Genomic DNA, 23,269 nt, shown 5'->3' on the forward strand with positions numbered 1-23,269 from the left:
ATCGGTCAAAGCGATTAAAACGATCAATTCCATCGATTTTAACGATGGGGATAAGTTCGGCCCAACACTATGCTCAATATCAGCGTTCGCCAGCTCCACTACTTTATCGCCCTCGTGAAAGCAGGCTCTTTTTCTCGCGCCGCTGAAGCCGTCGGCGTGACCCAATCCACGTTAAGCGCGGCCATTCAAGCGCTAGAAGCGGAGATCGGCGTTACTCTGATCGACCGCACAGGGCGGCGCATGCAACTGCTGCCACCTGGAGAAGACTTTCTCAGTCGCGCGCAGGAAATTGTTGCCTCGATCGAAGAACTTCCTGAACATGCACGTCAGGCAGAGCGGCCTTTGACTACGCGTTTGCGGCTCGGTGTCATTCCGTCGATAGCACCGTTTCTTCTGCCCAAAGTGCTGCCCACGACAGCCAAGGCCTTTCCAGAACTGAAACTGAGCGTACGTGAAGGCCTTACACGCACTCTCCTCGATAGTCTGCGTTCAGGTTCGCTTGATGTGGCGCTCGTCGCCCACCCATATGATCTTGATGACTTTGAAGTCTCCGAAATCGGTCAGGACCCGTTTTTTCTTGCCGTGCGCCGCGATCATGCATTGGCCAATCGTGATCTTATCGATGCAAGTGATCTTCAAGATCAACCTTTTCTTCTGCTAGAAACTGGCCACTGTCTGCGTGAACACGTTATGGCGGCAATCGGTTCAAAACCAACGCAGACAGGCGGCGATGTTCATGCAACCAGCATTATGACGCTGGTGCAGCTTGTGGAGTTCGGCATGGGCGTGACACTGCTGCCCGAAGTCGCTATCAAGGCTGGCGTCACGCGCGGCAGCGAAATCAGCATCGTACCCTATGAAGGTCAGCACAATTACCGTTCGCTGGCTTTGGTATGGCGCGCCAATGCTGCCCGCCGCAACGAGTATCAGCTTTTTGCGGCCCATCTGCGCAATCACTGCATGAAGAAATAAATCACAAAACGCCCCAGGCGCGGAACCTGCCGCGTCCGGTAATTTCCCGCAAATTGAGATCGGATATCAGCTTCAACGCACCCTGTTGCGTGACTTCAAGCTCTTTCTCAACCATCTGGCTTGAAACCAGAGGGCTGCGCATCATCATATCAACCAATTGCGGAAGACGTGAATTTGATCGCCGTCCTCTGAGCTTGCGTTGCATTTGTTCACGCGCAAGCATCAGGCGGTCATGTTCTTTCATGCCTGCGTCGGCCGCGTCCTCAATTGCCGACAAAAATGTCTTCAACCGTATCAACCGGTTTGACGAGCGGCGCTCATCTGGCCTTTTCGTCCGTAGCCCTATACTGATTGCGGGCAGGTGGTTAGCCGCAATGTCCGACTGACGCAGATAGGCAGATGTCAGCAAACGACCGATCCAGTTTGAACGCTGAACCACTTCAAGAGAATACCAGGCATCATGCATAATTGCAGCGCGTAACATTGAAGGCAAATGTGCCGTTTTGGCAAACAGGTCGCGCCATTGCTGCAAACGCGCATCTTCATCCCAGTCATCGTCATAAAGCAGAGCCTCCGCCTCGACAGGCTTCGGCTTCTCCTTGACAACGCCTTTTAGCAGAGCGTCCGTGCGAGCGAGAAGCGCGTCGATATCGTCCAGTAACGGATCAGCTTCGCCGTCCGCCACTTCGCTATAATCACGCTTCTCTTCCTCACGCACCTCGATATTTCGACCGAGTAATTGCTGAATGCCTGTCGTAGTAAAAGCCCAGCCCGGCGCACGACCGACAATCTGCCGACGCAGTCGTAACACAGAATGCGCAATCGTCAGAGCGTGACTGGGCGTACGTGTATCCATAAGCGCATCATGCAGAACAAGGTCTTCCAGATGCACTAGCTCCCCCTCAAGCCACATGGATGCGACAGCGTCTTGCATATGCATACGCTCCAGCATTCCATCGCGGATTGGAGAACGGGCGAGCCGCTCGTCAAGCCTTGTTAATGCAACCGTGGCATTCGTCACGGGCACAAAAAGCTCATCGAGCGGCAATTTATCGAATTCATAAGCCATGTTCCGCATATCGCAACCGAATGTTGAATAATCAGTTAAGCAGTATTTTCAATTGGTTATCGCACCTGTGCGGCCCGCTTTGGCTGGTGCGGCCCAAACGCCTCGGAACTAACCGTTCGAAACGAGTTGCAATGGGGCTTAAGCATCTTGTCCATTGCCGACTTCGCAAGGACTTTTTGGCGAGCGGACTTAGCATATCGGTCGACTTCCTTCGAAGTAGTGTGGCCCGTAATAGCCATAATTTCACGCTCCGTACAGCCGAACTGAGCGAGCCTTGATGCGGCAGCCTTCCGCAAACCGTGAGGTGTGCCTGGCACGCCCGCTTCCTTACAACCATCCTTAAACCAACGCGAAAAATAGTCCCCTTCAAACGGCTGGTTTGTTGCCGAAACAAGCCATGTTTCCTTTCCCGCGCCGGTGTCTGTTCGATCAGTTTCTTAAGAGGCTCGACGAATGGACGCGCCATTTCGACAGGCTTTCTATTTCTGTTCTTATGTTGAGTGAACACAAGCCAATCGTTTTTTACAATAGCAGGGCAGAAGCGCACGACGTCTGAACGACGTTGCCCGGTGTAGAGTAAGATGCCGAGCGCAAGGCGTTCCGTTGTCCCGATTGCAAAACTTTGCTTCAAATTTCAGGACTTATTCTTCTGTCCAAGAATGATGGCCCTCCGTCATAAAAGCATCAGCTTTGCTTGGAGTGCTCTCCGTATGAGGTTGTTCAACAAAATTCGTAGCCCCCTGCGCTTCCGCGTGGGGCCGCGAATTCAGATACCGGAATTTGATTAATTTCACCCCCTGTTTAGGTGCTCCATTAGAATAACTATGTGCTCCTCGGTTGACCGTTTCGAGTATCCGAGCAACATGCCGTCAATTCTTTCTCGATCGACACGGTCACAAACTCCGTTCAATTTTCCTTCGCACGACAATTGAAAGATTAGGTTGCTTAGTTTGCCTCGCCATTCCTCAGTGGGAAGACAATAACAACGCATTTCGAAAGCGAGCTCATCATTTCGATAGACCATCTTTTTAATGGACCCGTTCTCAACGTACGGCGCGAATTCGTGGTCGCCAATCAATTCGGGCGGAACTGTATCCTCGGCGACGAAACTAGCCATCGGTTTGAGGCCAGCGAGCATAAGCTGCAATTCACACCCATTATGTGAACCGGGTTTTTCGAGATCAATGTTTTCCAATGCACTAATTTTTGTCATTAAACTACCTATGGCAACCTGCCCCACATGATGGAGCGCCTCCGCCCCCTGGAGGGACGTAAGCTCCAGCGCCATTATCCCAAACGCGATTATCTGTCCCGAACTGCTTATGGAAGCACTGTGGGCAAATCGTGTTGCCATATTGATCCATGTATGTTCCTCCTGTGGGTGCGCCACCCGGGCGTGGTGCAATTCCAAGTCGGAGCGCGTTTGTCGTCCGCTGCATAGGCGTGCCACAGTGCAGGTCCAAATGATAATGCAAAGATCAAAAAAAATTATAATATTTCCTGAATGTTCTCCTCATGTTTAAACTAGGAGATATTCATCCGATATCAATGCCCTCAACATATGCGGTGGCAAGCGTCCGGCCGTAACGATCTTTCATCCAGCCGGACTTCGGGTCGCCCCGCCCTGACGTGCACCGGTATGCCTCAAGAGGCTGCCACCGATGCGACAAATAACGCCGCTGCCTTTATCATTGGCGTAATCGCAATGTGGATAATTGATATCGTGGTCGGTCGTCTTATGATGCTGGTCAAAAGCCTTGACAAAGAATGAAAAAAGCCCACCCGGTTAACGCCGGGCGGGGCCTTTTTCTTGCTTTGTGGGCTTCAAAAGTGCGACCCGTTTGGTCGTGAAACCTCGGAAAACCAGGGTGGCTATTTGGGCCGCACTTTTCTCTAACCAATTGAATTTTGGTAATCTCCGCTACTCGCAAGCGATTGCGAAGAAAGGCAAACAAAAATGAGCGGTTAGGCCAGAACTTCCGCAACTTTCACAGTACGGCCTTCTTTGACTGAAAGGAGCGCCGCTTCCGCAAGCGCCAAAGCCTGCAACCCATCTTCAGCCGAAGGTGTTGGTGCCTTGCCGCCATCAATCGCATCGATAAACGAACCAATTTCAGCCGCATAAGCATCCGTGTAGCGGGTCATGAAGAAATCATGCAGTGGCGGGCGGGTATAGCCGTCCTTCGATGCTACTTCGATAGAAACCGGGCGCTGGTTTTCAGCCGATACTGCCCCGTCCGATCCGTGCACTTCGATGCGTTGGTCGTAACCGTAAGAAGCCCGACGTGAATTGGAAATCACACATTGACGACCGGAATCTGTGGTCAAGATTACGCTTGCACTGTCAAAATCACCAAGTTCGCCGATCTTCGGATCAACAAGAACCGACGCCGATGCAGAAACCGTTGCAATTTCTTCGCCCAGCAGAAAACGCGCCATATCAAAATCATGGATGGTCATATCGCGGAAGATGCCGCCGGAAACTTTGATATATTCTGCAGGCGGCGCGCCCGGATCACGACTGGTGATCGTGACCATTTCAACCTTGCCAATCCGATCGTCATCGATCGCCTTGCGAACAGCTGCAAAATGCGGATCAAACCGGCGATTGAAGCCGAGCATAACCTTGCCGCTGGTTTCCTTGATAACATCAAGACACGCACGCACGCGCGCAATGTTGAGATCGATCGGCTTTTCGCAGAACACCGCTTTGCCTGCGCGGGAAAAACGCTCGATCAGATCGGCATGCGTGTTGGTTGGCGTACAGATCAGCACCGCATCCACATCAGACGACTTTTCAATTTCGTCGATGGTGCGCACTTCCGCGCTTGCTGCATCGGCAATGGCGCGTGCTGCGTCCTGATTGGCATCCGCCACTGCTATAAGCTTCGCGCGTTTGTCGGAAGCGATCGCGCCTGCATGAACCTTACCGATACGGCCAGCACCGAGCAGAGCAAGACGTGTAACCATTGCCTTCATCCTCCCAAAACGGTCATCCTCGATTGACCGGCAAAACAGTTCCGCTATTCCGTTTTGCGCGATTCCCGATTATTCGGGAGATACAAAGCGCAATGGAATATTTATTCTATTTTGCTAGATTGTGATATACAGGAAGTCAAGAGACCGTTTCTGAAAGGATGGCAATGCACACCGAACAAGCTGTTGCAGCACAAGCCAATACTCCCACCAGTGTGCCAGCCCCAACGAATGTCAAAGAATTTGAGGCGAGACTGCTCGAAGTGGCAGACCGGTTGCCAAAACGCCTCAAACAATGCGCTGATTTTGTTGCTGCCAATCAGGACCGTATCGCTGTTTCCACCGTCGCGGAAATGGCAGAAGGTGCAGGCGTTCAAAGTTCGGCCTTCATGCGCTTTTGTCAGATATTGGGCTTTTCCGGCTTTTCGGAAATGCAAAAACTTTTTCGCGATTCCTATGCTGGCGGTTGGCCCGATTATTCCACACGGCTTGAACATTTGCGTGAAACGGCGGCAGGAAGCGCCCCGGCCCTTCTGGCAGAGTTTGCCGAGGCAGGCCGCACTTCACTGGAAAGCCTGTTGAAGACCATCGAGCCGGAGGCACTTGAGAAAGCCGTCAAGCTGCTGGCAACAGCAGAAACAATTCACATCATTGGCGTTCGTCGCGCATTTCCGGTTGCGAGCTATCTGGCCTATGCTCTTGAAAAGATGCAGGTTCCAGCGATGCTTCACAGCACTGTCGGCAAACTGGAGAACCAGCACGCCATCCGCAAAGGCGATGTGCTTCTTGGCATTTCCTTTTCGCCATACTCGCCTGAAACCATAGCAATGGCGGAAAATGCGAGCGAGCGCGGCATCGATGTTGTTGCGATTACCGACACGATTGTCAGCCCAATGAGCAAGTTTGCTCAGCAATCGCTGCTAGTTTCAGAAGTGGACTTCGGCGCATTCAGGTCGCTTTCGGCCACACTCTGCCTCGCTATTACCCTCGCCGTTGCCGTCGGCACGGAACGTCAATCGTAAAATGATACAACATTCTATTTTTCGGTTGAAATGGAATAATAAATCCATTTTAATCAGAAATAGAATGGCTGCTGCGTAATGTGAGTCACACACAGCCTTCCCAAGCTAAAAAAAGACGCACGTGCCGAGGGAGGAACAAGATGAAGCGGCTGGATTTGATTACGATTGGCCGATCTTCGGTAGATCTTTACGGCGCACAGGTCGGCGGTCTTCTCGAAGATATGTCGTCCTTCAACAAATATGTTGGTGGTTCTCCCACAAATATTGCAACCGGCACCGCAAGGCTTGGTCTCAAATCTGCTCTCATAACCCGCGTTGGTGACGAGCATATGGGACGCTTTTTGTTGCGCGAACTCGCGCGCGAAGGCGTGGATACACGCGGCGTTGTCACCGATCCGCAGCGTCTGACAGCACTTGTCATCCTGGGCATCCGGGATCAGCAACATTTCCCGCTGATCTTCTATCGTGAGAACTGTGCCGACATGGCGCTTTGCGAAGATGATATTGATCCCGACTTCATCGCCGAGGCCGGATGTGTGCTCGCCACTGGGACGCATCTTTCGCATCCGAACACCGAAGCGGCTGTCATCAAGGCGCTCAGGCTTACGCGCGAAAACAAAAGCAGAACAGTACTCGACATTGATTACCGCCCCAACCTCTGGGGGCTTTCCGGCCATGGTGATGGCGAGAACCGTTTCATTGAATCCCTTGCAGTAACAAAGAAGTTGCAATCGACGCTGCATCTCTTTGATCTTATTGTCGGAACGGAAGAAGAGTTTCATATCGCTGGTGGCTCAATCGATACGATTGAGGCACTCAAAACCGTCCGCAAAGTCACCAATGCGGCACTGGTTTGCAAGCGCGGCCCAATGGGCGCTGTGGTCTTTGAAGGCGACATTCCCGACACTCTTGAGAAGGGGCAGTCAGGACAAGGTTTTCCGATTGAAGTTTTCAATGTGCTGGGAGCGGGCGATGGCTTCATGTCTGGCCTTTTGCGCGGCTGGCTCAAGGGTGAAGATTGGCCGACTAGCCTGAAATTCGCAAATGCCTGCGGTGCCTTTGCTGTATCGCGTCATGGCTGCACACCCGCTTATCCAAGCTGGGAAGAGCTGCAGTATTTCTTCACAACCGGCATTCGCGACAAGGCATTGCGCAAGGATCAGGCGCTTGAACAGGTGCATTGGTCAACCAACCGCAATGGCGACTGGCCGCATATGCGGGTCTTCGCTTTTGACCACCGTATCCAGTTGGAAGAAATGGCTCAGGAAACTGGCGCCACAGATGAAAAAATCGGTGAATTCAAGGAACTATGCTTGAATGCTGCATTAGAGGTTTCGGGCGGTGAAAACGGCTATGGCATCCTGTGCGATGGACGGCTTGGCCGCGATGCACTCCACCGCGCTGCTGGCAGTGGCCTGTGGATCGGACGCCCGACAGAATGGCCCGGGTCACGCCCCCTGGAGCTTGAACCAGAACTCGGCCCCGATTGCGGCGGCCTTGTGGAATGGCCCGTCGAAAATGTTGTGAAGCTTCTTTGCTTCTACCACCCCGACGACGGCGACGACGTGAAGGCGCAGCAGGAAGCCACCGTAAAGCGGCTTTTCACCGCTGCTCGGCGTAATCGTCTGGAGTTTCTGCTGGAAATCATCCCATCAAAGGTCGCCCCCGTCGATGATATGAGCACGGCAAAAGTCATTGAGCGCTTCTATGAGATTGATGTCTATCCGGACTGGTGGAAGCTTGAGCCACTGAAGACCACAGAGGCATGGCGCAATGCTTGTGAGGCGATCAACCGTAATGATCCGCATACGCGTGGCATTGTTGTGCTTGGGCTTGATGCGCCTGCGGAAGAGTTGGAAGCAAGCCTGAAAGTTGCTGCCGATTTTGATCTGGTGAAAGGCTTTGCTATTGGTCGAACCATTCTGGGCGATGTTGCGCGCCAGTGGCTTGCGAACAAGATAAGCGACGCAGAAGCCATTGCAGAAATGGCAAAACGCTATCGCGGTTTCTGCGATCTTTGGGATAGGTTGCGACAGAAATAAACGCATCTCAGAAACAGGTGGAGGCCTGAATCTGAAATAGCGAGAAAGCGGATTTCCGCTGGGAGGATAAATGAAGACCGTTCGACTGACAGCGGCGCAGGCTCTTGTGCGCTTTATTGCCAATCAGATGACATCCGATGGTGAACCGTTTATCGCTGGTGTCTGGGCGATTTTTGGCCATGGCAATGTGGCTGGGCTTGGCGAGGCGCTGCATGGCATCCGCGACAAGCTCGTGACATGGCGCGGTCATAATGAGCAAACCATGGCTCATGCGGCGATTGCCTATACCAAGCAGCTTGGCCGCAAACGCGCTTGCGCTGTCACCTCCTCCATCGGCCCCGGCGCAACCAATATGGTCACAGCTGCGGCACTCGCCCATGTGAACCGACTGCCGGTCCTGTTCATTCCTGGCGATGTCTTCGCCAATCGCGGTCCCGATCCAGTGCTGCAGCAGATTGAGGATTTCAATGACGGCACCATGACCGTTAATGACTGTTTCCGCCCCGTAAGCCGCTATTTTGATCGCATCACCCGCCCCGAGCAGCTTCTCACTGCTCTGCCGCGCGCCTTCCGCACAATGACCGATCCCGCGGATTGCGGGCCTGTAACGCTGTCTTTCTGTCAGGACGTGCAGGCCGAAGCCTATGACTGGCCGGAGGAGTTCTTCGCGCCAAAAGTTTGGCATTGGCGGCGACCGCCAGCCGATGAACACGAGCTGGAAACTGCAATTGCCGCGATCAAATCTGCCGAGACCCCTGTTATCGTTGCAGGCGGCGGCATACACTATTCAGGTGCCCATGAAGCGCTGAAAAACTTTGCAGAAACCCACAGCATTCCGGTTATCGAAACACAGGCAGGCAAATCCGCTTTGCCGTGGGATCACGCGCTCAATTTCGGCCCGGTCGGCGTCACTGGTGCAGACAGTGCAAACGCAATTGCAGCAAACGCCGATTTGGTTATTGGGGTGGGAACACGCTTTCAGGATTTCACCACAGGCTCGTGGGCATTGTTCAAACATCCGAGCCGAAAGCTTCTCTCGGTCAATGTTCAGCCATATGACAGCCACAAGAATGCCGCAATTTCACTCGTTGCAGATGCACAAATTGCGCTAAAAACGCTGTCAAATGGCCTAAAAGACTATAAACGCAGCGCACTCGACGCCACGCTTAAAGCACGTTGGTTCGAAGCAGCGGACCGTTTCACTGCTGCACCCGGCGACGCTAACCAGCTGCCCACAGACATGCAGGTGATCGGCGCGGTCCAGCGTCAGTCGAAAGAGAATACTGTCGTCATGTGTGCGGCTGGCACCATGCCGGGTGAATTGCACCAGCTCTGGAAAGCTAGTCGTCCGATGTCCTATCACATGGAGTATGGCTTCTCCTGCATGGGCTATGAGATTGCAGGTGGGCTTGGCATCAAGATGGCGGAACCGGATCGCGATGTGATCGTGATGGTCGGTGACGGCTCCTATATGATGGCCAATTCAGAACTTGCGACCTGTGTAATGATGGGCATTAAGATTACAGTCGTGCTTACAGACAATCGCGGTTATGGCTGCATCAACCGTTTGCAAATGGCGACCGGCGGTGCCGAGTTCAACAATCTCCTCGACCACACGACCCACGTGAATGCATCCAATATCGACTTCGCAGCCCATGCCGGTGCGATGGGTGCCGACAGTAGAAAAGTCGCTTCTATCCGCGAACTTGAAGATGCGCTGGCGGAAGCGCGTAACAGCCCACGCACAACAGTTATCGTCGTCGATACCGATCCTTACCCGACGCCTGAAACCGGCGGCTGGTGGTGGGACGTGGCTGTGCCGGAAGTCTCGGTCCGCAGCCAAGTACGCGCCGCACGCGAAAATTATGAAGCTCAGATCAAAGAAAGAAACTGACCGATGATCCTCTATGGCACCAACCCGATTGCCTGGTCGAACGATGATGATCGCAGCCTTGGCGCGCATATAAGCCTTGATCAATGTCTTGATGAGACTTCAAGAATCGGCTTCGACGGAATCGAAAAAGGTCATAAATTTCCGCAAGTTGCAGCGGAACTTAAAGCAGTACTCGAACCCCGCAATCTGCGTTACGTTTCTGGCTGGCATTCGCTGAACCTTCTTACCAATTCCATTGAGGATGAGAAGGCTGCAATGCAGCCAGCACTTGATCTTCTGAACGCCATGGGCTGCAAGGTCATCATCGTTTGCGAAACGTCGAACGCCATTCACGGCGAGGATATCAAGTCTCTATCCGAACGTCCTGTGCTGGAAGAAGCACGCTGGGCTGAGTTCGGTGCAGGCGTTGAAGCACTGGCTGAATATGCGAGCGCGCAGGGTATTGCACTCGTCTATCACCATCACATGGGCACGATCGTTCAGAGCGAAGACGAGATCGACCTTCTGATGAAACATACCGGCCCACATGCGAAATTGCTGCTTGATACAGGCCATTGTCTGTTTGCCGGCGGTGATCCTGAACGCGTTGCAAAAAACCATATGAAACGCGTCCAGCATATCCATGCCAAGAATGTCCGCCGAACGATTGCGGCACAGGTGAGCGACCAGAGCCTGTCCTTTCTTGAAGGTGTGCGCCGCGGCGTATTTACGGTTCCCGGTGATCAGGAAGGCGATGTCGATTTTGTGCAAGTGCTTACGGTCGCAGCCCAGCATGGCTATCAGGGCTGGCTGGTGATTGAAGCCGAACAGGACCCTGATGTGCGCAATCCATTTGAGTATCAGTCACTGGGGCTTAAATCGCTCAAAGCATTTGCACGCGAAGCAGGGTTAGACAAAGGAGACTGAGTTATGGCCAATCTGTTACGCAAACCCAGCGGCACGCATGGCAAGGTGCACGACATCACGCCGGAAAGCGCCAATTGGGGCTATGTTGGCTTTGGCCTCTATCGTCTGAAAGCAGGTGAAACTGCAACCGAGAAAACCGGCGACCGGGAAGTCATTCTGGTGCTGGTCGAAGGCAAAGCAAAGCTCAAAGCCTCTGGAGAGGATTTCGGCGAAATGGGCGAGCGAATGAGCGTGTTTGAAAAACTCGCTCCGCATTGTCTTTATGTGCCTGCTGAAAGCGGCTGGGATGCAGAGGCGACAACTGACTGCGTGCTTGCTGTCTGCGCAGCACCTGGCAAACCGGGCCGCACGGCGCAAAAACTCGGACCGGAAGGCCTGACATTCGATACGCGCGGACAAGGTGCGAATACCCGCAACATCTTCAACATTGCCATGGAAGGCCGCGATGTCGCCGATAGTCTGCTGGTGACGGAAGTTTTTACGCCACAGGGCAACTGGTCATCCTACCCGCCGCACCGACATGATGAAGATAACTTCCCGGATATGACCTATCTGGAAGAAACCTATTATCATCGCCTAAACCCATCGCAGGGCTATGGTATTCAGCGGGTCTTCACCGAAGATGGCAGTCTCGATGAAACGATGGCCGTTTCTGACGGCGATGTCATTCTTGTACCAAAGGGGCATCACCCATGCGGCGTACCATATGGTTATGAGATGTATTATCTCAACGTTATGGCCGGACCTATCCGCAAATGGAGATTTAAAAACCATCCTGATCACGACTGGATTTATAAGCGCGATAATCCATCGACATAAAACGAAAGCCCCGGATTTCCGGGGCTTTTTTCTTACAGATTTGCCACTTTTTTCAAATCGTCCACCGCGCCGGGTGCAGCAACGAAAACGTGACTACCTTTAGTTAGCTTTTCGCCATCCGTTGGAAATGGATGTGTATACCCGCCTGCTTCGCGGACGAGGCAAAAACCCGCCATGCAATCCCAAGCGTGCATATATGGCTCGTAATAGCCCACCAGACGCCCTGCTGCCACATAGGCAATCATCAGCGCGCCAGAGCCATTGCGAATGAATGTGCCGCCTGCTTCAAGCAAATCTTCAACAATCTTCGCAACAACCTGCGGCGTTACGTAATTATTGGCTCCAATTCCCGTCACCGCGTTGCGAATTGTGCGCGTTTCATCAAGCAAAAGCTTTTTGCCATTAAGCGTTGCACCCTGTCCCTTGGCGGATGCGTAAAGCTCATCAAAGCAAGGTGCCTGAATAACACCGATCACCGGCTCGCCATCTTTAACCACGGCAATGGAAACGCACCAGTTCGGCATTCCGTTGACAAAGGGGCTGGTGCCATCAATGGGATCAACCACCCATGTATAGCCTGAGCTACCCGCATTCAGTCCATATTCTTCACCCAGAAAGCCATCATCGCTGAAAGCAGCCGATACGCGCTCATTGATCAGGTGTTCGACATTGCGGTCAGCAATGGACACCACATCCTGCGGATCGCGCTTGGTTTCAATCACCAGCGTCTCCCGGCGATTGAAGTAATCGAGTGCCAGCGCACCAGCCTCGCGCGCAATGTCCTGCGCAAGCTTAAACCGTGCTTCAAGCTCTTTTGAAATGTCTGATGTCATGCGTGGTTTCCAGTCAGAGGTAATAAAGGCGCATGGTTCATGCGCTCAATTGTTGATGATGGCAAGGCCGCGCGGCTTGAAATGGATAGCCACATCCGTTTGTGGCGGAAGTGCTTCTTCCACAGCCGGATCGACAATGAAAAGCTTGCCGTGTTCGGTCTCGATTTCATATTCGATGTGATCACCGAGATAGGCGGAGTGGGCCACGCGCCCTGGAAAGTCTCCGCCAACCTTGGCTTGCAGGATCACCGCATTTGGGCGCACCGCCAGCTGTGCGGGTCCCGTTCTTGCATGTGATGATGCCAGCCGATGACTGAGCTTCCCAATACGAATGACAGCTTCTCCATTTTCTGCGCTGACGACTTCACAGGACACGACATTGGCCTCTCCCATGAAGTCTGCAATGAAGGCAGATGCGGGAGAATCATAAAGGTCACGCGGACTGCCTTGCTGCGCTATATCGCCGTCTTTCATGACAATAATTGTATCAGAAACAGCCAGAGCTTCGTCCTGATCATGGGTGACATATACTGCAGTAAAACCAAGCCTTTGCTGGAGTTCCCTAATTTCCGTTCTCACACGGCGGCGCAGACGAGCATCAAGATTGGAAAGCGGCTCATCAAGCAGCAGAACCTGTGGTTCCAGGACCAGCGCGCGGGCCACGGCCACACGCTGTTGCTGACCACCTGAAAGCTCGGCCGGAAGGCGATGTCCCATACCGGCAAGGCCAACAAGCTTCAGCCCTTCCTCCGCCCGATCACGCGCTTCCTTCTTCTTTAATCCAGAAGATTCAAGACCATAAGCCACGTTGTCGAGCGAACTCATATGTGGAAACAACGCATAGGACTGAAATACCATGGACACATCGCGCTCATTGGCAGGCAGCATGGTCACATCCTTGCCACCGATCAGAATGCGGCCCGATGTCGGATGTTCAAGCCCAGCCAAAAGGCGCAGGGTTGTGGTTTTGCCGCAACCCGATGGACCAAGCAGCGTGACAAGCGTGCCGGGTTCCACTGTCAGTGACAGATCGGGAAGAGCGGTGAAATTGCCGAATTTTTTGGTGACGTTTTGAAAGGTAACGGAGCCCGGACGGATCGTGGTCATACGGCTTTCTCCTGTTGAACAGTTTTGATCGGCGTGAGCGTGGCAACGCGGTTTTCACGCCGCAACCGGCGCTCGCCGACAAGAAGCTGGAATGTGACAATCACAACCACCATCACGAGAATGAGTGCCGACGAATAGGCGATCGCCACACCGAATTCGCCATTCTCGACGAGGCCGACGATATAAGAGGTGGCCATGTTGTATTCCGCTGAAACAAGGAAGATTACAGCACTGATCGATGTGATCGCCCGCACAAAGGAATAGACCAGAGCCGCAGTAATCGCCGGTCGAAGAAGCGGAAGGATCACTTTGCGGATCGTGCGGAAACTGCCTGCACGCAGCGTGAGCGATGCTTCATCAAGACTTTTGTCAAGCTGGCTCATGGCGGCGATACCACCGCGCACGCCAACCGGCATATTGCGGAACACGAAGCAGGCAATCAGGATGAGCGCCGTGCCGGTCATTTCAAGCGGAGGCAGATTGAAAGCCATGATATAGCTGACACCAATGACCGTACCCGGAATGGCAAAACTCAGCATCAGTGCAAATTCGAACACGTTGCGTCCGAAGAAACGCTGCCGCACGATCAGATAGGCGGTGAGCAATCCGACTGCAGCAGTGAGCGGTGCCGAGATCAGCGATATTTCCATCGTCGTCCAGAACGAGTTCCACGCAACCCCCGTCCATGCGAAGCCGCTATCCGTCCATGCCACCGAGAAAGCACGGCGATAATGGTCAAGTGTCAGCGAATTATCGAGACCCCATGTGCGCACGAACCCGCCAATCAGGATCATGACATAGACGACAACAGTGAAGCCCATCCAAGGAATAACAAGGGCATACACGCCGATCTTCAATCCTTTTGGCAGACCCGCATGAATGCCGGAATCGCCCTTGCCGGTGACGGTTGCAAAGTTTTTGCCAGATAGCCACAGGCGCTGGATGAGAAAGGCTGACAGCGTGAAGCAGAGCAGAACAATCGCCAGAACTGCAGCGCGTGACGGATCATTTTGCGCTCCCACAACGGCAAAAAATATCTCGGTCGAAAGCACACCATGGCTACCGCCAAGCACCATCGGATTGCCGAAATCAGCCATGCTTTCAATGAAGGCAATCAGGAATGCATTGGCCAGCCCCGGCGCCATAAGCGGCAATGAAACACGGTTGAACGTCCGCCAGCGGTTGGCACGAAGAGTTTGCGATGCTTCTTCCATGGAAGGTGAAACACCTTCGACGACACCGATTAGCACAAGAAAAGTGATCGGCGTGAAGGATAGCACCTGCGCAATCCAGATACCCGTAAGACCGTAAAGCCAGCGACCAGGTTCAACGCCGAAGAGATTGGAAATCTGTTCTGTCACAACACCTGCACGACCAAACAGCAATGTCAGCGCCAGACCAATCACGAATGGTGGCGTGATGATCGGCAGCACTGTGAGAATACGTAAGCCTTTCTTGAATGGAAAGCCTGTGCGGGTTGCAACGAGTGCGAAGGAAAGCCCAAGCACTGTCGAGCCGGTTGCCGTCATCAGCGCCAGCCAGAGCGTGCGCCATGCAACACCACAACGCCCCTCGCCGATCACACAGGCAAGGCTCCATATCGAAGAATCCTGAATATTGCCGATAAAGCCATCTGGCTTGAATGAACCGTCAAAATCCTGAACCGAACCGGCAAACATGCTGAAGATCGGATAGAACACAAAAACACTGACGAGCGCGACCAACAACGTGATCGAAGAAACCACAAAGGCATCGCCTTTCATCACTCCGCGTTCGGCAAGCCCGAAAGAAAAGATCAGCAGAAAACAAAGACCTGTCAGGACGGCACCTGCGCCGAAGGCCGGCTGTCCATCGGCAAGCTGACCGAAGAGGGTTTCGCTTACCATCCAGTTCCAGCCCGTGAAACCGACTGCCAGTCCTTGCAGCACAAGGAAGCCTGCGCCCAGAAGACTAGCACCAATCAGAACGGATGTTCGCTTTCCCGGCGTCATCGCAAAACGTGCGAAGCCGCAAATGAGCATCAGCACCGTAACAACAGCCAGCCATGGGCGGCCATAAGCGAATATTTGCAGAATACCGGGACCGTTTTCGGCCTGACTGAAAAACCCTTCAAGCCAGCTGAAACGGAAGAAGCCTTGCTCGATGCGATACCAGGGCAGGATCAGGAACGCGACCAAAGCCAGCGCCAGAACCAGATCAAGCCGTCGATTGTGTTGTTTCATACCTATCCGCTTTTCTGCTCATTTTTGCTCATGGCGGGCAAAGTGGACGCAATTATCCGTCTCCCGCCGAATGCCGGCGGGAGGATCAGTAACGAAATTGGATTGCTAACCGCAGCGGCTGTTAAGGTTTAATTCGCCTTAGCACCGATTTCTTTGTCCCAGCGCTCAAGGATTTCCTTGCGCTTGGTCGGTTCGCCATAGGTCTTGAAGTCGTAGTCGATCAGCTTGATATCCTCAAAGCGTGGCGACTCTTTCGGCACTTCGGCGTTCTTGTTGGATGGCAGCTGGAAGGATTTTGCATCCTTCATCTTCGACTGGACTTCTGCTGTCAGCGCCCAATCATACCACTTTTTGGCGTTTTCAAGGTTACGCGCGCCCTTGATGATCGACATGGAGCCGATTTCATAACCGGTACCTTCGCAAGGCGCAATCGACTTAATTGGGAAGCCTTCGGCAGTCATCGCAACCGCATCATGCATGAACACAATGCCGATGCCGTTTTCACCGCGGGCAGCTGACTTTACAGGTGCCGAACCCGACTTGGTGTATTGGGCCACATTTGCATTCAGCTTTGCCAGATATTCAAACGCCTTCTCTTCGCCCATCAACTGGATAAGCGTTGCCAGCGCCGTATAGGCGGTGCCGGAAGAATTCGGATTAGCCATCTGGATTTCGCCCTTATAGGACGGATCGAGCAGATCAGCCCAGCAGGCTGGTTCTTTCAGGTTCTTCTTCTTGAAAATATCGGTGTTATAGCCCCATCCGAGCGCACCCGCATAGACGCCCACAGTGCGGAACTCCGAGCTTTCTGCCTGCTTTTTTGCCCAGTCCTGCAATTGGTCGAGGAGTGGCGATTTATATTCGAGCGTCAGGCCTTCGGAAGCAGCTTGCAAATGCGGATCGCCTGTACCGGCCCACCAGATATCGGTCTTCGGATTACGCGCCTCGGCGCGAACCTTGGCATAGGTTTCGCCAGAAGACAGGCGTACCATATTGACCTTGATATCAGTTTCTTTCTCGAAATTGTTCTTCATCTGCTCGCAGATCACCACGTCAGCCGAACAAATAAGATTGAGATTACCAGAAGCCTGTGCCGAAACCGCAAATGATGAAACGCCAGCGGCAAGTGCCGCGGCTGTGAGTGCCCAACGCATCATTATTCCTCCCTTTAGAGCACGGTTTGATCGGCTGAAAGCCTATCGCCCCCACCTCCACTTGTTTTACAGCGCCTCCACGCTGCGGCTTTTTGCAAGCCTGTGCACAGTCTTTGCCTTTTAAGCCTATGTGTCAATCTGCTTTTGTAAATTTCATTCTGAAAATTCTAGAAACGGTCTAATAATTCTGTTTCTGCACAGCCTTGCAACAATGTGCAAAAGCAAAAGAGGCGACCTGAAGACCGCCTCTTTCTAAGTGATTTAGAGCTTGATCCAACCGATTTGAAACGCGGATCGATAAGATTTCGCTTCAAATAGAAACCATTAGAGGGCCAATCGGATTCATTGAGATTGGCGCTCTAAAGACCAATCAGCCGATTGCCATCAGGCTGGCATTGCCGCCTGCAGCAGTTGTGTTGATGGAGGTTGAAACCTCTTCAAGCAACCAGCTCAGGCAATAGCAATCAGCGCTCTCAGCAAGCTGTGCCGAAGTCGCTGCCTGTGTCAGCACGAGCGGGCCTGGAAGAGCTGCCAGCTTCTTGTTGATGTCGGTCAGGCGTTCGCCCTCTCCTTCGACAAGCGCACCAGCGAAAGGCGCATCTGCCTGCCAGTCCTTGGTCCAGACAACACGCCCAGCGACGCTTGAAGGCAAGTCCTTCAGAACATTTCGCAAGCCTGAAGCCTCGTCGACTACAGCTTCGTTGCCTGTAGCGAGTGCCGCTGTCAGCTGGCGATAGAGCCCGGTTTCACTCTGTGGAACCAGAAGAATACGACCACGCGCATGAAGCGCATACAGGTTGCGCTCACCAACAGGACCCGGAAGCTCGATATTCAAACCAAGTGCAGAAGCACTGCCGGTTTCACGAGCAGCCAGTGCCAGTTCGTTCATGCCACGATTGCCAAGCCACTTTGCGAAATCGTTGAGCGCGGCATCGGTGTGAACCGAAGCCATGCGCGGCGGGATTGGCGCTGTTTCAACAAGGCGGCCGAGATAGAGCGGACCGCCAGCCTTCGGGCCCGTGCCGGACAGACCACGGCCACCGAAAGGCTGGACGCCCACAATCGCACCGATAACGTTGCGATTAATATAGACGTTGCCAACGCGGATGCGATCAGCAACGTGAGCGATAGTTTCATCAAGACGCGTATGCAGGCCGAAAGTCAGGCCATAGCCGGTTGCATTAATGTCATCGATCAGGCGGTCCATGTCGTTACGCTTGTAGCGCACAACATGCAGAACCGGACCAAACACCTCACGCTTCAAATCGCGCAGACTGTCGATCTCAACGATGGTTGGCGCAACGAAAGTGCCCTTCCCGGTTTCAGGTCCAAGCGGAAGCTGCTCCACCTTACGACCCAAATCGCGCATCGTCTGAACGTGCTTCTCGATGATATCCTTGGCTTCAGCAGTAATTACGGCGCCAATATCAACTTTCAGCGTGTCAGTACGGCCAATGGACAGTTCCTTGAGCGCGCCCTTGAGCATGGTCAGAATGCGATCAGCAACATCTTCCTGCAGGCACAGAACGCGCAGAGCCGAACAACGCTGACCGGCGCTGTCGAAAGCTGAACCGATCACGTCGAATACGACTTGCTCGGCAAGAGCGGACGAATCCACGATCATGGCGTTCTGGCCACCGGTTTCAGCAATCAGCGGGATCGGCTTGCCATTAGGCAGCAGACGCGACGCAAGCTGTTTCTGAATAAGACGTGCAACTTCGGTTGACCCGGTGAACATCACGCCACAGGTTTCCTGTGCTGCAACGAGAGCTGCACCAATGCGGCCATCGCCGGGCAGTAGCTGCAATGCATCGGCGGGAATGCCAGCTTCATGCAGAATGCGAACGCCCTGCGCTGCGATGAGCGGGGTTTCTTCGGCAGGCTTTGCCAGAACCGGATTGCCTGCAACAAGGGCTGCTGCAATCTGGCCGGTGAAGATCGCCAGCGGGAAGTTCCATGGGCTGATACAGACAATCGGACCGAGCGGCTTGTGCGCAACGCCCAGCGTGCGGCGGGTCTGTTCGGCATAATAGCGCAGGAAGTCGATAGCTTCGCGCACTTCTGCAATCGCGTTTGGCATGGACTTGCCTGCTTCACGCATGATGAGACCGAGAAGTTCTGCCATTTCACGCTGCATGATGTCGGCAGCACGATCAAGGCAGGCTGCACGATCGGCAGGCGAAACCTGAGACCAGCTTGCAACAGCCTTCTCAGCCGCTTTCATTGCTTGTGCAACATCGTCGGCGGCGATTTCCGTAACCGTACCCACGACATCGGAATGATCACCGGGGTTCAGGACCGGGCGGCTTTCACCCTTAACCTTGGCACCGGCAACCTGCGGCTCCGCAGTCCAGGCGCGCGAAGCATTGGCCTTAAGCGTTTCGCTCAGTTCTGCCAGCTGCTCTTCATTAGAAAGGTCAAACCCTGCCGAGTTTTTGCGAATGCCATAAAGACCTTCAGGCAGGTTGATCTGGTCGTGACGCGCACCGACAACGGCCATCGAACGAACGACTTCCGCAGGATCGGCAATCAGTTCATCAACCGACACGCTTTTGTCGCCAATGCGATTGACGAAGGAAGAGTTCGCACCGTTTTCAAGCAGACGACGGACCAGATAGGCCAGCAGCGTTTCATGCGTACCAACCGGCGCATAAATGCGAGCTGGACGACCCAGCTTTGATGGACCGACTACTTCGTCATAAAGCGGCTCGCCCATGCCATGCAGGCACTGGAATTCGTAAGAGCCGGTTTTGAAGTCCGGGCCTGCCAGATGATAGATCGTGGCAAGCGTCTGCGCATTATGCGTTGCAAACTGCGGGAAGATCACATCGCGGGCGCCAAGCAACTTTCGGGCGCAAGCAATGTAGGAAACGTCGGTATGAACCTTACGGGTGTAAACAGGGAAATCTTCAAGGCCATCAACTTGCGCACGCTTGATTTCGGCATCCCAGTAAGCGCCCTTGACGAGACGAACCATCACGCGACGATTGTTGCGGCGGGCAAGATCAATAATGAAATCAAGCACAAACGGGCAGCGCTTGCCATAGGCCTGCACCACGAAGCCGATGCCTTCCCAATCGCTAAGATCAGGATCTTCAATCAAGCTCTGCAGAAGATCGAGCGAAAGCTCAAGACGGTCTGCTTCTTCGGCATCGATGTTGAGGCCGATATTATACTTCTTGGAAAGGGCTGCGAGCGCCTTCACCTTTGGCAGAAGTTCGCCCATGACGCGTTCGCTCTGCGCGCGAACATAGCGCGGATGCAGCGCCGAAAGCTTGATCGAAATGCCCGGACCATCATAGATGCCGCGGCCGGCGGAAGCGCGACCGATCGCGTGAATCGCAGTCTCGTAATCCTTGTAATAACGTTCTGCGTCAGCAGCAGTCGTGGCAGCTTCACCGAGCATGTCGTAGGAATAACGGAATCCGCGCTCTTCAAGCGATTTTGCGCGCTTCAGTGCTTCATCGATACTTTCGCCGGTCACGAACTGCTCACCCATCATGCGCATGGCCATATCCACGCCGCGGCGGATGACCGGCTCACCACAACGGGCGATCAGACGAGTAAGTGCTGCCGAAAGACCGCTGTCATTCACGGTGTTGGTGAGCTTGCCGGTGACAACAAGCCCCCAGGTTGCAGCATTGACGAACAGCGAACGACCGCCGCCGACATGCGACTTCCAATCGCCATTGGAAATTTTGTCACGGATCAGCGCATCACGCGTTGCCATATCCGGAATACGCAGCAGAGCTTCGGCAAGGCACATCAGCGCCACGCCTTCCTGGCTCGACAGCGAATATTCATGCACCAGACCTTCAACGCCCGTTCCCTTGTGCTTGGCACGCAGGGCTTCGATCAGCTTGCGAGCGGTCGCTCTGATCTTCTTAGTCGTTTCTTCAGGCAGGGTCGCCTGCTGAACCAGTGCGGTCACGCATTCAGCTTCTGGCCGACGATAGGCATCGGTGATCGCCTTGCGCAGAGGTGTCTTCTCGCGGATTGGCGGCGCGAAGCTCTGGAAAACAGGTGTGGTGTGAGCGGATACTTTATCAGTCATGGTGCAATGCTCGCAAAAACAGGCTTAAGCCCAATTCAACTATGCTTATATGTGGTCGCACACTATCATCGACGCAAATTGCATTCTGTCTTCATTTGATCCATATAAAGGCAAATCGATCTTATTAAAGCGACTTCAAGAGGCAGTTTGAATGCGAAAGATAGACTCCGTAGACGATCTGGATCAGTTCGATCGTCGCATTCTTGAAGTGCTGAGCGATGATGGTCGCATTGCCATGACGGAGTTGTCAAAAAAAGTCGGTCTTTCCAAGACGCCGTGTCAGGCACGCGTCAAAAGATTGGTCGATGAAGGCTATATTATCGGCTTTCGCGCAGCGATTGATCCCGAAAAGCTTGGCCTTGATCATATCGCTTTTACGACCGTGAAATTATCCGACACGCGCGAAGCGGCCCTCACCGCCTTTAACGTTGCGGTGCGCAAGATACGCGAAGTCGAAGAATGCCACATGATTGCAAGCTCTTTCGACTATCTGCTGAAAGTGCGGACGCCCAACATCCGGCGTTACCGCGAGGTGCTGGGCGAGAAAATCTCCAGTCTGCCGAATGTGGCAAGCACCTCCACTTTTGTGGTGATGGAGTCTGTCAAAGACAACCGCCCGGTCAGAGTTTATCCGGGCGCATTGTAAGTGTTCACTTCACACTTATCCCGAAAACTGGTTCCACTTTTCGGGATAGATTTTATAGAGGCTGATCTGCCAGATAACGTTCGAGCGTTTTGGCTGTACCATCCTGCCAGATACGCTTGAGCGCCGCCGAGAAGGCATCGATATAGGCAGGATTGGTGGCTAATGCGCCGAAAATGTCGGGCATTTCGAGCCAGCGCGCCGGTTCGTCCTTGGCAAGCACCGCCTGCTTCACCAGACGATCCCATGACGGATCATTGGGTTCGATCACCGTACCGCTGTCCGTCGTTCCATAGCAGTAGCGGCACCAAAGAGCGGATACCAGTGCAAGGCCCGTGACCGAATGGCCTTTGGCCAGGCGATCTGAAACTGTAGGCAGAATAAATTTCGGCTGACGGTTGGAACCGTCAAGACACAAACGGCGGATTGTGTCGCCGATCTTTGGATTGGCAAAACGCTTGTCGATAAGCAGGCGGTAGTCTTCAAGAACCGTATTTGGAACTGGAGGCACTTCGGGAATGATTTCTTCCTTGGTGAGTTTTTCCAGATACTGCCGGATGATCGGATTTTCCATTGCTTCATGCACGAAATGGATATCGAGAAGCCCACCCGGATAAGCAATCGCCGCATGTCCGCCATTGAGGATACGGATTTTCATCAGCTCATAAGCGTCGACTTGATCGGAGAAGATCACACCGACTTTATGCAACCGTGGACGCCCAGTCGGGAACTTGTCCTCAATCACCCACTGCTTGAAACCTTCGCAAAACACCGGCCAGCCATCTTCTACTTCAAAACCTTTCAGGGCAATATCGCGTTCGCGTGAACCGGTTGCAGGCGTAATACGGTCGACCATTGAATTCGGAAAGGCCACATTAGCGGCGATCCAATCAGCAAATTCCGGATCGCTGAGCTTGGCAACACCTACGACAGCATCTTCGGTAACGTGGCCATTGCCGGGAATATTATCGCAGGACATGACGGTAAACGGCTCAACTTCAGCATCTTTGCGCAGTTTAAGCGCCTGCACAATGAGGCCGAAGACCGTATTCGGCTTATTGGTATGAACGCTGTCATAGACAATATCTGGATGCGCCGGATCAAAATGCTGGCTTGCTGGATCGATGTAGTAGCCACCTTCGGTGATCGTCATCGAAACGATGCGGATATCCGGAGAAGTCAGGTAGGCCATTAGGGCTTTCCGGCCCTCATCCGTGGATATGGTTACGTAATCAATCATCGATGCTGTAATGCGTGCGCTGGAATTATCGGCTTCCTGCTCGACAACCGTGGTAAGCCAGTCCTGCGCTTTCAGCGTGTCACACATGACACCATCGCTCGCACGAACGCCCGCACCAACCAAAGCCCAGTCGTGATCAAGCCCCAGACCAAACAAGTCATCGAGATAAACGGCCTGATGTGCTCGATGGAAATTACCAACGCCGAAATGCACGATCCCGGGCTTTAATACCGCAAGATCGTAGCCCGGTTTTTGAACCTTGGTGAAGCCAGGCAAAGTGGCGCGCGTCAGTTTGGTCATGAAAACTTCCTCCTGA

General features: G+C 53.5%; 15 protein-coding genes and 1 pseudogene. 7 read left to right on the forward strand and 9 right to left on the reverse strand.

The window, feature by feature from the left end:
• Positions 1 to 69: 69 nt before the first annotated feature.
• Complete coding sequence (locus tag KMS41_15555; protein ID QWK78932.1) at positions 70 to 972, forward strand: hydrogen peroxide-inducible genes activator; 903 nt, start codon at positions 70 to 72, stop codon at positions 970 to 972.
• A 1-nt stretch (position 973) separates the two neighbouring features.
• Here KMS41_15555 and KMS41_15560 read toward each other — a convergent pair whose 3' ends face one another.
• The 3 genes and pseudogenes from KMS41_15560 to iolG all read right to left on the reverse strand — a co-directional run bounded on the left by KMS41_15560 (position 974) and on the right by iolG (position 5,011).
• The gene (locus KMS41_15560; GenBank protein ID QWK78933.1) at positions 974 to 2,041 is read right to left on the reverse strand and encodes a DUF1612 and helix-turn-helix domain-containing protein; all 1,068 of its coding nucleotides are present in this window, start codon (positions 2,039 to 2,041) and stop codon (positions 974 to 976) included.
• Positions 2,042 to 2,097: 56 nt separating this feature from the next.
• Positions 2,098 to 2,457, reverse strand: a pseudogene (locus KMS41_15565) (tyrosine-type recombinase/integrase).
• Between the two features lie 1,549 nt (positions 2,458 to 4,006).
• Positions 4,007 to 5,011, reverse strand: coding sequence for an inositol 2-dehydrogenase (gene iolG / locus KMS41_15570; GenBank protein ID QWK78934.1), 1,005 nt, complete (start codon positions 5,009 to 5,011; stop codon positions 4,007 to 4,009).
• Between the two features lie 173 nt (positions 5,012 to 5,184).
• Here iolG and KMS41_15575 point away from each other — a divergent pair, with 173 nt between their 5' ends.
• From KMS41_15575 to iolB, 5 genes are all read left to right on the forward strand, one after another.
• Positions 5,185 to 6,039: a MurR/RpiR family transcriptional regulator gene (locus tag KMS41_15575; protein QWK78935.1), complete on the forward strand. Its 855-nt coding sequence runs from the start codon at positions 5,185 to 5,187 to the stop codon at positions 6,037 to 6,039.
• 140 nt (positions 6,040 to 6,179) lie between these two features.
• Complete coding sequence (gene iolC / locus KMS41_15580; protein QWK78936.1) at positions 6,180 to 8,081, forward strand: 5-dehydro-2-deoxygluconokinase; 1,902 nt, start codon at positions 6,180 to 6,182, stop codon at positions 8,079 to 8,081.
• A gap of 70 nt (positions 8,082 to 8,151) precedes the next feature.
• On the forward strand, positions 8,152 to 9,975 hold the full coding sequence (gene iolD / locus KMS41_15585) for a 3D-(3,5/4)-trihydroxycyclohexane-1,2-dione acylhydrolase (decyclizing) (protein ID QWK78937.1): 1,824 nt from the start codon (positions 8,152 to 8,154) through the stop codon (positions 9,973 to 9,975).
• Positions 9,976 to 9,978: 3 nt separating this feature from the next.
• Positions 9,979 to 10,881, forward strand: a complete 903-nt coding sequence (gene iolE / locus KMS41_15590; protein ID QWK78938.1) for a myo-inosose-2 dehydratase — start codon at positions 9,979 to 9,981, stop codon at positions 10,879 to 10,881.
• 3 nt (positions 10,882 to 10,884) lie between these two features.
• A complete protein-coding gene (gene iolB / locus KMS41_15595; protein QWK78939.1) occupies positions 10,885 to 11,700 on the forward strand; it encodes a 5-deoxy-glucuronate isomerase in 816 nt (271 codons plus the stop codon).
• A gap of 32 nt (positions 11,701 to 11,732) precedes the next feature.
• Here the strand turns inward: iolB and KMS41_15600 are convergent, their stop codons facing one another.
• The 5 genes from KMS41_15600 to putA all read right to left on the reverse strand — a co-directional run bounded on the left by KMS41_15600 (position 11,733) and on the right by putA (position 21,070).
• Positions 11,733 to 12,533, reverse strand: coding sequence for an inositol monophosphatase family protein (locus KMS41_15600; protein ID QWK78940.1), 801 nt, complete (start codon positions 12,531 to 12,533; stop codon positions 11,733 to 11,735).
• 45 nt (positions 12,534 to 12,578) lie between these two features.
• A complete protein-coding gene (locus KMS41_15605) occupies positions 12,579 to 13,640 on the reverse strand; it encodes an ABC transporter ATP-binding protein (GenBank protein ID QWK78941.1) in 1,062 nt (353 codons plus the stop codon).
• On the reverse strand, positions 13,637 to 15,862 hold the full coding sequence (locus KMS41_15610) for an iron ABC transporter permease (GenBank protein ID QWK78942.1): 2,226 nt from the start codon (positions 15,860 to 15,862) through the stop codon (positions 13,637 to 13,639). The genes KMS41_15605 and KMS41_15610 overlap by 4 nt, the downstream gene beginning before the upstream one ends.
• A gap of 128 nt (positions 15,863 to 15,990) precedes the next feature.
• The gene (locus tag KMS41_15615; GenBank protein QWK80277.1) at positions 15,991 to 17,016 is read right to left on the reverse strand and encodes an ABC transporter substrate-binding protein; all 1,026 of its coding nucleotides are present in this window, start codon (positions 17,014 to 17,016) and stop codon (positions 15,991 to 15,993) included.
• 370 nt (positions 17,017 to 17,386) lie between these two features.
• Positions 17,387 to 21,070: a trifunctional transcriptional regulator/proline dehydrogenase/L-glutamate gamma-semialdehyde dehydrogenase gene (putA, locus tag KMS41_15620; GenBank protein ID QWK78943.1), complete on the reverse strand. Its 3,684-nt coding sequence runs from the start codon at positions 21,068 to 21,070 to the stop codon at positions 17,387 to 17,389.
• Between the two features lie 151 nt (positions 21,071 to 21,221).
• Between putA and KMS41_15625 the strand changes: the two genes are divergently transcribed.
• The gene (locus tag KMS41_15625) at positions 21,222 to 21,716 is read left to right on the forward strand and encodes an Lrp/AsnC ligand binding domain-containing protein (protein ID QWK78944.1); all 495 of its coding nucleotides are present in this window, start codon (positions 21,222 to 21,224) and stop codon (positions 21,714 to 21,716) included.
• Positions 21,717 to 21,768: 52 nt separating this feature from the next.
• Here the strand turns inward: KMS41_15625 and KMS41_15630 are convergent, their stop codons facing one another.
• On the reverse strand, positions 21,769 to 23,253 hold the full coding sequence (locus KMS41_15630) for a mannitol dehydrogenase family protein (protein ID QWK78945.1): 1,485 nt from the start codon (positions 23,251 to 23,253) through the stop codon (positions 21,769 to 21,771).
• Positions 23,254 to 23,269 lie beyond the last annotated feature (16 nt).

Origin of the sequence: Ochrobactrum sp. BTU1 (assembly GCA_018798825.1) — a bacterium.
Classification (GTDB): Bacteria; Pseudomonadota; Alphaproteobacteria; order Rhizobiales; family Rhizobiaceae; genus Brucella.